This is a genomic window from Pseudomonas sp. MF6776, assembly GCF_016613125.1.
Taxonomy (GTDB): domain Bacteria; phylum Pseudomonadota; class Gammaproteobacteria; order Pseudomonadales; family Pseudomonadaceae; genus Aquipseudomonas; species Aquipseudomonas iridis.
Genome location: NZ_JAENSQ010000009.1, coordinates 194,055 through 207,678, shown reverse-complemented (window position 1 = coordinate 207,678; position 13,624 = coordinate 194,055). Strand labels below are relative to the sequence as shown.

Annotated in this window: 7 protein-coding genes and 1 pseudogene; 7 read left to right on the top strand and 1 reads right to left on the bottom strand. The window is 60.0% G+C overall.

Annotated features, from left to right (window positions below):
* Nucleotides 1-14: 14 nt before the first annotated feature.
* Nucleotides 15-269: pseudogene (locus JJD74_RS13245) on the bottom strand (YciI family protein); the annotation flags it as partial.
* Nucleotides 270-433: 164 nt separating this feature from the next.
* Between JJD74_RS13245 and tpx the strand changes: the two are divergent.
* The 7 genes from tpx (at nucleotide 434) to JJD74_RS13210 (ending at nucleotide 13,422) form a co-directional block, all read left to right on the top strand.
* A complete protein-coding gene (gene tpx, locus JJD74_RS13240) occupies nucleotides 434-934 on the top strand; it encodes a thiol peroxidase (RefSeq protein WP_034155955.1) in 501 nt (166 codons plus the stop codon).
* 186 nt (nucleotides 935-1,120) lie between these two features.
* Complete coding sequence (locus JJD74_RS13235; protein WP_200614487.1) at nucleotides 1,121-2,428, top strand: MdtA/MuxA family multidrug efflux RND transporter periplasmic adaptor subunit; 1,308 nt, start codon at nucleotides 1,121-1,123, stop codon at nucleotides 2,426-2,428.
* The gene (locus tag JJD74_RS13230; protein ID WP_042558986.1) at nucleotides 2,425-5,526 is read left to right on the top strand and encodes an MdtB/MuxB family multidrug efflux RND transporter permease subunit; all 3,102 of its coding nucleotides are present in this window, start codon (nucleotides 2,425-2,427) and stop codon (nucleotides 5,524-5,526) included. Before JJD74_RS13235 ends, JJD74_RS13230 begins: the two co-directional genes overlap by 4 nt.
* A 79-nt stretch (nucleotides 5,527-5,605) precedes the next feature.
* A complete protein-coding gene (locus JJD74_RS13225) occupies nucleotides 5,606-8,713 on the top strand; it encodes an efflux RND transporter permease subunit (RefSeq protein WP_115147915.1) in 3,108 nt (1,035 codons plus the stop codon).
* Nucleotides 8,710-10,170: an efflux transporter outer membrane subunit gene (locus tag JJD74_RS13220; RefSeq protein ID WP_200614485.1), complete on the top strand. Its 1,461-nt coding sequence runs from the start codon at nucleotides 8,710-8,712 to the stop codon at nucleotides 10,168-10,170. The genes JJD74_RS13225 and JJD74_RS13220 overlap by 4 nt, the downstream gene beginning before the upstream one ends.
* A 307-nt stretch (nucleotides 10,171-10,477) precedes the next feature.
* Nucleotides 10,478-12,559, top strand: a complete 2,082-nt coding sequence (locus tag JJD74_RS13215; RefSeq protein WP_200614483.1) for a putative bifunctional diguanylate cyclase/phosphodiesterase — start codon at nucleotides 10,478-10,480, stop codon at nucleotides 12,557-12,559.
* Nucleotides 12,560-12,675: 116 nt separating this feature from the next.
* Nucleotides 12,676-13,422 (top strand): SDR family oxidoreductase, encoded by a 747-nt coding sequence (locus JJD74_RS13210; protein ID WP_200614481.1) that lies wholly within the window; start codon nucleotides 12,676-12,678, stop codon nucleotides 13,420-13,422.
* Nucleotides 13,423-13,624 lie beyond the last annotated feature (202 nt).

Genomic DNA, 13,624 nt, shown 5'->3' with positions numbered 1-13,624 from the left:
TCACGGAGGACTGCTCAGGCCTTTTTGACTTGCTCGCGAATCCGCTCTTCCTGCTCCCGCAGCTCAGGCGTGAACTCTGCACCGAAATCCTCTGCCGAGAAGATCTGCCGAATCTCGATTTCAGAGTCACAGCCCGGCATCGGGTTGGGGCAGCGTTTGACCCATTCGATAGCTTCCTCTTTCGACTTCACGTCCCAGATCCAGTACCCGGCCACCCGTTCTTTGGTTTCGATGACGGGGCCGTCGGTCACTGTGCGTTTGTCACCCAAGCCCCTGAGCTGCGAAACGCTGCGCCTACAGGGGTTACGAGTTGTATGCAGTTTTCATTTCAGAACATGACAATTTCAGCGCGGGCATAGGTTGTCGAACAATTTCGTGGTTAACTTCGGCCCCTGCGTGATTTTCTAAAACAACGTTCAGAAGGACTCAAGTCATGGCTCAAGTCACCCTCAAAGGCAACCCGGTTCAAGTCAACGGCCAGTTGCCACAAGCCGGTTCCAAGGCGCCAGCCTTTTCCCTGGTTGCCGGCAATCTGTCCGACGTCACCCTGAAAGACTTCGCCGGCAAGCGCAAAGTGCTGAACATTTTCCCAAGCGTCGACACCCCGACCTGCGCTACCTCCGTGCGCAAGTTCAACGCCCAGGCCAACGACATCAGCAACACCGTGGTGCTGTGCATCTCGGCTGACCTGCCATTCGCCCAGGCGCGTTTTTGCGGTGCCGAAGGTCTGGAAAACGTCCAGAACCTGTCGACCCTGCGTGGCGCCGAGTTTATCGAGAACTACGGTGTTGCCATCGCCGACGGCCCGCTGAAAGGCCTGACCGCCCGTGCCGTGGTAGTACTGGACGAGAACGACAACGTCCTGCACAGCGAACTGGTCAAGGAAATCGCTGAAGAGCCGAACTACGACGCTGCTCTGGCGGTACTGAAGTAAACTGCGCAACAGCGCTTTTACAATTGTTAACGGCCTGGCCCTGTCCAGGCCGTTTTCATTTGTGTATCAGTGTTTTGACTCACACCTTGAAACGTAAGTTGAAGGTAAATTGCCGGTAAAGCTGCTTTGCTTAATTCCCGTCAGTGCTTATCGTTCAGCCTCCCGTAGAAGAAGCCCACGCGCCCAATGGTTAATCACTCCATGCAATCGTCTCCCCGCAACTCCCGTCGCTGGCTGTTCAGCCTGCTTGTCTTGTTGGTTATCGCCGTACTGTGCTGGAAATTCTGGCCCGCCGGTTCAGCCGACAAGGAGGGCGGCGAGAAGGCTGCAGCCGGACATGCCGGGCGTTCCGGGATGATGCGGCCGGGCTTCGGCGGCGGCACCGGGCCAATTCCTGTGCGCGTGGCGCCGGCGGTTACGGGTGACTTTCCGCTGTATTACAAAGCGCTCGGTACCGTCACTGCGCTCAACACCATTAACGTGCGCAGTCGAGTGGGTGGCGAATTGGTGAAAATCCATTTCGAGGAAGGCCAGATGGTCAAGGCGGGCGATTTACTTGCCGAGATCGACCCGCGCTCCTACCAGAACGCCTTGCTTCAGGCGCAAGGCACTTTGATGCAGAATCAGGCGCAACTGAAAAACGCACAGGTTGATGTCGAGCGCTATCGCGGTCTGTTCAAGGAAGACAGCATTGCCAAACAGACGCTGGACACCGCCGAAGCGCTGGTCGGCCAGTATCTGGGCACGGTCAAGACCAACCAGGCGGCTGTCAACGACGCGAAACTCAATCTCGAATTTACTAAAATCCGCGCTCCAATTGCCGGTCGTGTCGGTCTGCGTCAAGTGGACGTCGGCAACCTCGTTGCGGCCAACGACACCACGTTTCTGGCGGTGATCACCCAGACTCAACCGATCAGCGTCGCCTTCACCCTGCCGGAAAACAACCTCGAAACCGTGCTCGCCCGCTACCGCAGCGGCGCCAAGCTGCCGGCTGAAGCGTGGGATCGCGGCGACACCAAACTGCAAGCCACCGGTGTGCTGCAAAGCCTCGACAACCAGATCGATGTGGCCACCGGCACCCTGAAATTCAAGGCTCGTTACGATAACCGTGATCAGTCGCTGTTCCCCAATCAGTTCGTCAACGTGCACCTGCTGGCCGACACCCTGAAAAACGTCGTGTTGGCACCGTCCGCTGCGATTCAGTTCGGCACCAACGGCACTTTCGTCTACGCGCTGGATGGCGACAAGAAAGTCACGATCCGTCAGTTGAAGATCGGCGCCAGTGACGGTGAAAACACCGTTATCACTGAAGGCCTGGCCGCTGGCGACCGCGTAGTGCTGGAAGGCACCGACCGCCTCAAGGAAGGCAGCGAAGTGGAGGTGGTCAACGACAGCAGTCAAGTGCCGACCACACCGACCGAACACCTGCAAGGCAAGTCCGCCGCCACCCCGACTGATGCCGCTGTTACTGACAAGGCCAAGAAGGGCGCATGAACATTTCGCGGCTGTTCATCCTTCGTCCGGTAGCCACCACCCTGAGCATGCTGGCCATTGTGCTGGCCGGCCTGATCGCTTATCGCCTGCTGCCAGTGTCGGCGCTGCCGCAAGTCGATTACCCGACCATCCGCGTCATGACCCTGTATCCCGGCGCCAGCCCGGACGTGATGACCAGCGCCGTCACCGCGCCGCTTGAACGTCAATTCGGGCAGATGCCGGGCCTGACACAAATGGCCTCGACCAGCTCCGGCGGCGCCTCGGTGCTGACCCTGCGTTTCAGCCTCGACATCAACATGGATGTCGCCGAGCAACAGGTGCAAGCGGCAATCAACGCTGCGACCAATCTGTTACCGACCGACTTGCCGGCGCCGCCGGTGTACAACAAGGTCAACCCGGCGGACACCCCGGTGCTGACCCTGGCCATCACCTCGAAAACCATGCTGCTGCCCAAACTCAATGACCTGGTCGATACGCGCATGGCGCAGAAAATCGCCCAGATCAGTGGCGTTGGCATGGTCAGCATCGCGGGCGGTCAGCGTCAGGCCGTGCGGATCAAGGTCAACCCGGAGGCGTTGGCCGCCAATGGTCTGAACCTGTCGGACGTGCGCACCTTGATCGGTGCCTCGAACGTCAACCAGCCGAAAGGCAACTTCGACGGCCCGACCCGGGTGTCGATGCTCGATGCCAATGACCAACTGACGTCGCCCGAGGACTACGCCAACCTGATCCTCGCCTACAAGAACGGCGCGCCGTTGCGGCTCAAGGATGTCGCGGAAATTGTCGACGGCGCCGAGAACGAGCGCCTGGCCGCGTGGGCCAACCTGAATCAGGCTGTGCTGCTGAACATTCAGCGTCAACCGGGCGCTAACGTCATCGAGGTGGTCGACCGGATCAAAGCCTTGCTGCCAAGCATCACCGACAATTTGCCGGCCGGCCTCGAAGTCACTGTTCTCACCGATCGCACCCAAACCATTCGCGCTTCGGTCACCGACGTGCAGCACGAACTGCTGATCGCCATCGCGTTGGTGGTCATGGTGACGTTCCTGTTTCTGCGCCGTTTCAGCGCGACGATCATTCCTTCGGTGGCTGTGCCACTGTCGCTGATCGGTACGTTCGGCGTGATGTATCTCGCCGGATTCTCGGTCAATAACCTGACTCTGATGGCGCTGACCATCGCCACCGGTTTCGTGGTCGACGATGCGATCGTGATGCTGGAAAACATCTCGCGCTTCATCGAGGAGGGCGACAGCCCGATGCAGGCCGCGCTAAAAGGCGCGAAGCAGATCGGCTTCACCCTGATTTCCCTGACCCTGTCGCTGATAGCCGTGCTGATCCCGCTGCTGTTCATGGCAGACGTGGTCGGGCGGCTGTTCCGCGAGTTCGCCATCACCCTGGCGGTGGCGATCCTGATTTCCCTCGTAGTCTCGCTGACCCTGACGCCAATGATGTGCGCGCGTCTGCTCAAGCGCGAACCCGAGGAGCATGAGCAGGGCCGGTTCTACCGGGCCAGCGGCGCGTGTATCGACTGGATGATCGCCGAGTACGGTCGGATGCTGCGCTGGGTGCTCAAGCATCAGCCGCTGACGTTGCTGGTCGCCATCGGCACTCTGGCATTGACTGTTTTCCTCTATATGGTCGTGCCGAAGGGCTTCTTCCCGGTGCAGGATACCGGGGTGATTCAAGGTATTTCCGAAGCGCCGCAGTCGATTTCCTTCGCTGCCATGGGTGAGCGTCAACAGGCATTGGCCAAGGTCATTCTTGAAGACCCGGCAGTACAGAGCCTGTCGTCTTACATTGGCGTCGATGGCGATAACGCCACGCTCAACAGCGGTCGGTTGTTGATCAATCTCAAACCACACAGCGAGCGTGATCTCACCGCCACCGAAATCATCGCGCGCCTGCAACCGCAACTGGACAAACTGGTCGGCATTCGTCTGTACATGCAACCGGTGCAGGACCTGACCATCGAAGACCGCGTCAGCCGCACCCAGTACCAGTTCAGCATGTCCTCGCCAGACTCCGAGCTGTTGAGCCAATGGAGCGGCAGATTGGTTCAGGCCCTGGCGCAACGTCCGGAACTGACCGACGTCGCCAGTGACTTGCAGGACAAGGGCTTGCAGGTTTATCTGGTGATCGACCGTGATGCGGCGTCGCGCCTCGGTGTGTCGGTGGCGAACATCACCGATGCGCTGTACGACGCCTTCGGTCAGCGGCAGATCTCGACCATTTACACTCAGGCCAGCCAGTACCGCGTGGTGTTGCAGGCGCAGGCCGGGGAAAGGATCGGGCCGCAGGCGCTGGATCAGATTCACGTCAAGACCACTGACGGCGCGCAGGTGCGCCTGTCGAGTCTGGCCCATGTCGAGGAGCGCCAGGCGCAACTGGCGATCACCCACATCGGCCAGTTCCCGGCGGTGATGATGTCGTTCAACCTCGCGCCGGGCGTAGCGCTGGGGCATGCGGTGGACGTCATCGAACAGGTGCAGAAAGACATCGGCATGCCGGTCGGCGTGCAGACCCAGTTCCAGGGCGCGGCCGAAGCGTTCCAGGCATCGCTGTCGAGCACCTTGCTGCTGATTCTGGCGGCGGTGGTGACCATGTATATCGTGCTCGGCGTGCTGTACGAGAGCTATATCCACCCGATCACCATTCTCTCGACTCTGCCGTCAGCGGCGGTCGGCGCGTTGCTGGCATTGCTGCTCAGTGGCAACGACCTGGGCATGATCGCGATCATCGGCATCATCCTGCTGATCGGCATCGTCAAGAAGAATGCGATCATGATGATCGACTTCGCCCTCGACGCGGAACGCAATCAGGGCATGGCGCCGCAGGAGGCCATCTATCAAGCGGCACTGCTGCGTTTCCGACCGATCCTGATGACCACGCTGGCGGCGCTGTTCGGCGCCGTGCCATTGATGCTCGCCACCGGTTCCGGGGCTGAGCTGCGCCAACCGCTGGGTCTGGTGATGGTGGGTGGTTTGTTGGTGAGTCAGGTGCTGACGCTGTTCACCACACCGGTGATCTACCTGTATTTCGACCGTCTGGGCCGACGTTTTGGCAAAACCAATGCCGACACCGAAGAGGTGGCGGTATGAAGGCAGCTGCGAGCTTCCAGCCTCAAGCTGCAAGATACCTGGCTTTTAGCTTGACGCTTGAAGCCTGGGGCTCGGCGCTATGAATCTTTCTGGTCCTTTCATCAAGCGCCCGGTGGCAACCATGCTCCTGAGCCTGGCGATCATGCTGCTGGGCGGTGTCAGCTTCGGCTTGCTGCCAGTGTCTCCGCTGCCGCAAATGGACTTCCCGGTCATCGTTGTGCAGGCGAGCCTGCCCGGTGCCAGTCCGGAAGTCATGGCGTCCACCGTGGCGACGCCGCTGGAGCGTTCGTTCGGCGCCATTGCCGGCGTCAATACCATGAGCAGCCGTTCGAGTCAGGGGTCGACCCGGGTCATTCTGCAATTCGATCTCGACCGCGACATCAACGGCGCAGCGCGGGAAGTGCAGGCCGCGATCAATGCTTCGCGCAATCTGTTGCCGAGCGGGATGCGCAGCATGCCGACCTATAAAAAGGTCAACCCGTCGCAGGCACCGATCATGGTGCTGTCGCTGACCTCGGATGTGCTCGAAAAGGGCCAGCTCTACGATCTGGCGTCAACGATCCTCTCGCAGAGCCTGTCGCAGGTGCAGGGTGTCGGTGAGGTGCAGATCGGCGGTAGCTCGCTCCCGGCGGTGCGCATCGAACTCGAACCGCAAGCACTCAACCAGTACGGTGTAGCGCTGGACGATGTGCGTAAAACCATCGCCGATGCCAACGTGCGCCGGCCGAAAGGTTCGGTCGAGGACGGTCAGCGGCTGTGGCAGATCCAGGCCAACGATCAGTTGGAGAAAGCCAAGGATTACGAATCGCTGATCATCCACTACGCCGATGGTGCCGCGCTGCGCCTGAAGGATGTGGCCAAGGTCAGTGACGGTGTCGAAGACCGTTACAACAGTGGTTTCTTCAACGATGACGCGGCAGTCCTGCTGGTGATCAACCGCCAGGCCGGCGCCAACATCATCGAGACGGTCAACGAGATCAAGGCACAGTTGCCGGCGCTGCAGGCGGTGTTGCCGGCCAGCGTCAAGCTGAATCTGGCGATGGACCGCTCGCCAGTAATCAAGGCAACCCTGCACGAAGCCGAGATGACCCTACTGATCGCCGTGGCGCTGGTGATCCTGGTGGTGTTCCTGTTTCTGGGCAACTTCCGCGCCTCGCTGATTCCGACTTTGGCGGTGCCGGTGTCGTTGGTCGGCACGTTTGCGGTGATGTACCTCTATGGCTTCTCGCTGAACAACCTGTCGCTGATGGCGCTGATACTCGCCACCGGGTTGGTGGTGGACGATGCCATCGTGGTGCTGGAAAACATTTCCCGGCACATCGACGAAGGCGTCAAACCGATGCAGGCGGCGTATCTGGGCGCCAAGGAAGTCGGCTTTACCTTGCTGTCGATGAACGTGTCGCTGGTCGCGGTGTTCCTGTCGATCCTGTTCATGGGCGGGATTGTCGAGAGCCTGTTCCGCGAGTTTTCCATCACTCTGGCCGCGGCCATTGTGGTCTCGCTGGTGGTGTCCCTGACGTTGACGCCGATGCTCTGTGCGCGGTGGCTCAAGCCGCATACGCCGGGGCAGGAAAACCGCCTGCAACGCTGGAGTCGCAGAACCAACGACTGGATGGTCGCCAGGTACGCCACCAGCCTCGACTGGGTGTTGCGCCACCGTCGCCTGACGTTGCTCAGTCTGTTTGTTACCGTTGGCGTCAACGTCGCGCTGTACGTGGTGGTGCCGAAAACCTTCATGCCGCAGCAGGACACGGGTCAGTTGATTGGTTTCGTGCGCGGCGACGACGGTCTGTCGTTCAGTGTCATGCAGCCGAAAATGGAGATCTTCCGCCGCGCCGTACTCAAGGATGAAGCGGTAGAAAGTGTCGCCGGGTTCATCGGTGGCAGCAACGGCACCAACAACGCCTTCATGCTGGTGCGTCTGAAACCGATCAAGGATCGCCAGTTGTCGGCGCAGAAGGTTATCGAGCGCCTGCGCAAGGAAATGCCCAAGGTGCCCGGTGCGCAATTGATGCTGATGGCGGATCAGGATCTGCAATTTGGCGGTGGCCGCGAGCAAACCTCGTCGCAATATAGCTACATCCTGCAAAGCGGCGATCTCGGTGAACTGCGTAAGTGGTATCCGAAAGTGGTCGCCGCGCTGCGAGCCTTGCCGGAGTTGACGGCGATCGACGCCCGCGAAGGCAAGGGCGCGCAACAGGTGACGTTGATCGTCGACCGCGACCAGGCCAAACGCCTTGGCGTGGACATGGACATGGTCACTTCGGTGTTGAACAACGCCTATAGCCAGCGCCAGATTTCGACGATCTACGACAGCCTCAACCAGTATCAAGTGGTCATGGAGGTCAATCCGAAATACGCCCAGGACCCGGTGACGCTCAAGCAAGTACAGGTGATCACCGCTGACGGTGCGCGGGTGCCGCTGTCGACTTTTGCTCACTATGAAAACAGCCTCGAAGACGATCGCGTCAGCCACGAAGGCCAGTTCGCTTCCGAAGATATTTCCTTCGACATGGCCGAAGGCGTGACCGTGGAGCAGGGTAGTGCTGCTATCGAGCGGGCGATTGCCAAGGTCGGCTTGCCGGAAGATGTCATCGCGAAAATGGCCGGCACCGCCGATGCCTTTGCCGCGACCCAGAAGAGCCAGCCGTTCATGATTCTTGGCGCGCTGCTGGCGGTGTATCTGGTGCTGGGCGTGCTCTATGAAAGCTACATCCATCCGCTGACGATTCTGTCGACGCTGCCCTCGGCCGGCGTGGGCGCGTTGCTGTCGATCTATGCGCTGGGTGGTGAGTTCAGCCTGATCTCGTTGCTCGGATTGTTCCTGTTGATCGGCGTGGTGAAGAAGAATGCGATCCTGATGATCGACCTCGCATTGCAACTGGAACGGCATCAGGGCATGACTCCGCTGGAGTCGATCCGCAGCGCCTGTTTGCAACGACTGCGACCTATCCTGATGACCACGCTGGCGGCGATCCTCGGCGCCTTGCCGTTGCTGCTCAGCCGCGCCGAAGGTGCCGAAATGCGCCAGCCATTGGGTCTGACCATCATCGGCGGGCTGATTTTCAGCCAGGTGCTGACGCTTTACACCACGCCTGTGGTTTACCTCTATCTCGACAAGCTGCGCCATCGCTTCAACAAATGGCGTGGCGTGCGTACTGATGCCGCTCTGGAAACTCCGCTATGACTGACCGTTCGCTTTTCAATCTGGCCACTGCTCGCGGCTCGCGCCTGTTGAGCCTGTCATTGTGTGTGGCAATGCTCAGTGCCTGCGCCGTCGGCCCGGACTACCAGCGCCCACAGACAGCGGAAATCGCCCAATACAAGGAAGCCGAAGGCTGGCGCCAGGCCAACCCGAGCGATTCGCTGGCCCGCGGCGCGTGGTGGGAGCTGTACGGCGATCAGCAACTCAACGGTCTGATCGAGAAACTCAACAATGCCAACCAGACGGTCGCGCAATCGGAAGCCCAATACCGTCAGGCCCAGGCCTTGGTGCGCAGTGCGCGTGGAGCGTTTTACCCCAGTGTCGACCTGAGCGTCGGCAAGACACGCTCCAGTCAGGGCACCGGCAGCAGCAGTTCAAGCCTGAGCAGTTCCTCCAGCGGTATTCGTGATACCTACAACGCGCAATTGGGCGTCAGTTGGGAAGCCGATATCTGGGGCAAGCTGCGCCGCGGGCTTCAAGCCGATGAGGCCAGTGCCCAGGCGAGCTTCGCCGATCTGGCGGCGATGCGTTTGAGCCAGCAGTCGGAGTTGGTGCAGAACTATCTGCAACTGCGGGTGGTCGATCAGCAGAAGCGTTTGCTCGAAGCCACGGTTGCGGCGTATGAGCGTTCGCTGAAGATGACTCAGAACCAATACCGCGCGGGCGTTTCCGGGCGTGACGCGGTAGCGCAGGCGCAGACGCAGCTGAAAAGTACCCAGGCTGATCTGGTCGATCTGATCTGGCAGCGGGCGCAGTTTGAAAACGCCATTGCCGTGCTGACCGGGCAAGCGCCGGCAAACTTCGACATCGCCGAAACCCAGACCATTCCGAACCTGCCGCAGGTGCCGTTGAACCTGCCTTCGCAACTGCTTGAGCGCCGCCCGGATATCGCCTCGGCCGAGCGCTCGGTGATTGCAGCCAACGCCAACATCGGCGTAGCCAAAGCCGCGTATTACCCGGATCTGTCGCTGAGTCTGAGCGGTGGCTACAGCAGCAGTACGTCAAACGACCTGATCAGTCTGCCGAACCGCTTCTGGTCGGTGGGGCCGAAACTGAACTTGCCGCTGTTCGACGGCGGCATACGTTCGGCAGAGGTCGACCGCACTGAAGCGGTGTACGACCAGACGGTGGCCAAATACCGGCAGACGGTGCTCGACGGTTTCCGCGAGGTGGAAAACTATCTGGTCCAACTCAAGGTGTATGAGGACGAAGCGGCGGTGCGCCAGGAAGCGCTGGATGCTGCCCGGGATTCGCTGCGCCTCACGGAAAACCAGTACAAGGCCGGGCTGATTGCCTATATCGACGTGGTGGTGGTGCAAGCCACGGCGCTGAGTAACGAGCGCAATGTGCTGAATATCCTGCAGAGCCGGCTGATTGCCAGTGTGCAACTGATTGCTGCGTTGGGCGGTGGATGGGATGGGGACCTGCCCGCCGAATGACTGTGTAGGAGCTGCGGCACGCTGCGATCTTTTGATCCTGTTTTTTACAATCAGTATCAAAAGATCGTTCATCGTGGCCCGAGCCTTTGACAGCTCCTACAGTCAGGGCAAATCCTCTGGAGGCCTTTGGCTTAAAGGCTTCTGATGGCCGGGCCAGAGCCCGGCAGGAGGATCAAACAAGCGTTTCATCGGGTTGATGGCAAAATGGTTACTTTGTCAGTGCGTTCTTCTGCGCAATCAGTACAATCGCCGCATTTGCCCGACCGAGAATGGACGCAAGCCGGTATGGGTAGCCTCGAGAATCCGCATGCTCATCGGTAGTTATTCCTCCACTCTGGTTTTCATCTCGCTGTGTGTCGCGATTCTCGCTTCGTACACCGCGCTCGACCTCACTGGCCGCATCACCACCGCCAAGGGCCGTGCCGTGCATTTCTGGACTGCCGGTGGTGGTTTCGCCATGGGCATTGGCGTCTGGTCGATGCACTTCATCGGCATGCTCGCCTTCAAGCTACCGATCGAACTTGGCTACGATATCGCCCTCACGGCGCTGTCGCTGCTGATCGCAGTGCTGTCCTGTGGTTTTGCCTTGTGGCTGGTGAGTCAGCCGAAACTGCCAATTCTGCAATTGGCGTTTGGCGCGCTGATCATGGGCGCCGGCATCAGTGCCATGCATTACACCGGCATGGCGGCGATGCGCATGACCCCGGGAATCGACTACGATCCGACGCTGTTCAGTGCATCCCTGTTGATCGCGGTCGGTGCTTCTGCGACGGCGCTGTGGATCGCTTTTCGCCTGCGCCAGCATTCGCCCTATGTCCGTTTGATTCGCGCTGGCGCTGCAGTGATCATGGGCATCGCCATTGTCGGCATGCATTACACGGGTATGGCCGCCGCGCAGTTTCCGGACGGCAGTTTCTGCGGCGCGACGATCGATGGTCTGAAAGGCAATGGCCTCGACAGTCTCGTGCTGATCACCACGCTGGCGGTGCTTTCGATTGCATTGCTGACCTCCATACTCGACGCGCGTCTTGAAGCGCGCACCGCCGATCTGGCGCACTCCTTGACCGTGGCTAACCGCGAGCTCACGCAACTGGCGCTGCACGATACCCTGACCGGTCTGCCCAATCGCATGCTGCTGGATGACCGCATCAATCAGGCTATGAAAAAGGTCAATGAGCAGGGTGGCTTCTTTGCACTGATGTTCATTGATCTGGACGGCTTCAAACCGGTCAATGACGCTTTCGGCCATCACATGGGGGATCAACTGTTGCGTGAAGTTGGCGTGCGTCTGCGCGAAGATTTGCGCAGCCTCGACACGCTGGCGCGGATTGGCGGCGATGAATTCGTCTTGCTGGTGCGCCTGACCGAGCCTGACGACGCTTTGGGCCTGGCAGCACGCCAGGTCGGGCTGATCGCGCAGCCATTTTACGTGGCTGAACATGACTTGCAGATTTCCGCCAGCATCGGCATCGCCCTGTACCCTGGCAATGGCGAGAGTGCTCAGGAATTGCTGATGAACGCCGACGCAGCGATGTACCACGCCAAGGGTGGTGGCAAAAACGGCTACAGTTTCTTCGACGTATCGATGAATACCAATGCGCGCAAACAGCTGCAATTGCTGCAGGATTTGCGCGCAGCGCTGGAGCATGACCAGTTCAGCCTGCATTACCAACCCAAATTCGACGCCGCCAACGGTCGACCGGTCGGCGCCGAAGCGCTGCTACGCTGGCAGCACCCGATCCACGGCATGCTGATGCCAGACAAATTCATCGATCTGGCGGAGAAAACCGGGGTCATCATCCCGATCGGCGAATGGGTGCTCAACGAAGCCTGCCGACAGATGCGCGAGTGGTACGTGCTCGGCTACACCGACTGGCGCATCGCGGTGAACCTGTCGGCGTTGCAGTTCTGCCACGCGGGGCTGGTGCGCAGCGTTGCCAAGGCGCTGGCGACCCACCAGTTGCCGGCCAACAGCCTGACACTGGAAATCACCGAAACCACGGCGATGAGCGACGCCGATGCGAGCATGACGGTGTTGCAGGAGTTGTCGGACATGGGCGTCGATTTGTCCATTGATGACTTTGGCACCGGCTACTCGAGCCTGATGTACCTCAAACGCCTGCCGGCTAACGAGTTGAAGATCGACCGTGGATTTGTCCGCGATCTGGAGCATGACAGCGACGACGCTGCAATCGTTTCGGCGATTGTCGCGTTGGGCCAGGCGCTGGGTTTGCGCATCGTTGCTGAAGGTGTTGAAACGGATTCGCAGCAGGATTTCCTGACGCAACTGGGTTGCGATTCTTTGCAGGGGTATCTGCTGGGGCATCCGCTGCCGGCGGATCAGTTCATGCGTGACATTGCCCGGGGCGAGAAGCTGGCGGTGATATGACCCCACCCCCGGGTTCTTTCGGGTAAGCCCGGGCGCAACGCAGCCCATGCAAAACCGGCCAATGGCGGTTATTCTTCCCCGCGACGGTTACGTGTGCATTTGGGGGAAAGGCCAGCATGGATAAAGTCATTGTGATCACCGGTGGCGGGCGCGGAATTGGCGCCGCCACGGCGTTGTTGGCTGCCGAACACGGCTATCGGATCTGCATCAACTACCAGTCAGACGAACAGGCCGCGCACAGCGTGCTGGAGCAAGTCCGTGCGCTGGGCGCACAAGCCATCGCGGTGCGCGCCGACGTCAGCATCGAAGACGAAGTGATCGCACTGTTTCACCGGGTCGACAACGAGCTGGGCCGAGTGACCGCGCTGGTGAACAACGCCGGCACCGTCGGGCAAAAGTCGCGTGTCGATGAGATATCCGAATTCCGCATCCTCAAAATCATGAAAACCAACGTCCTGGCGCCGATCCTCTGTGCCAAGCACGCCATCCTGCGCATGTCGCCCAAACACGGCGGGCAGGGCGGCAGCATCGTCAATGTCTCGTCTGTGGCGGCGCGCCTCGGTTCGCCGAATGAATACGTTGACTACGCGGCCTCCAAAGGCGCGCTCGATACCTTCACCATTGGTTTGTCCAAGGAAGTGGCGGGCGAGGGGATTCGGGTCAACGCGGTGCGTCCGGGTTACATCTACACCGATTTCCACGCGCTGAGCGGCGATCCGGATCGGGTCAGCAAGCTGGAATCGGCAATCCCGATGGCCCGTGGTGGGCGCCCGGATGAGGTGGCGGAGGCGATTATCTGGTTGCTGTCGGACAAGGCTTCGTATGCGACCGGGACGTTTGTTGATTTGGGTGGTGGGCGATAACCAGCAAGATCAAAAGATCGCAGCCTGCGGCAGCTCCTACAGAGGAATTTGTGTTCCCCTGTAGGAGCTGCCGCAGGCTGCGATCTTTTGTTTTGTCTGGTCTGGCCTCATCGCTGGCAAGCCAGCTCCCCCAGTGATTTGTGTTGAACACGCAATTTGTGAGCGACATCGAATCCTGTGGGAGCTGGCTTGCCAGCGATAA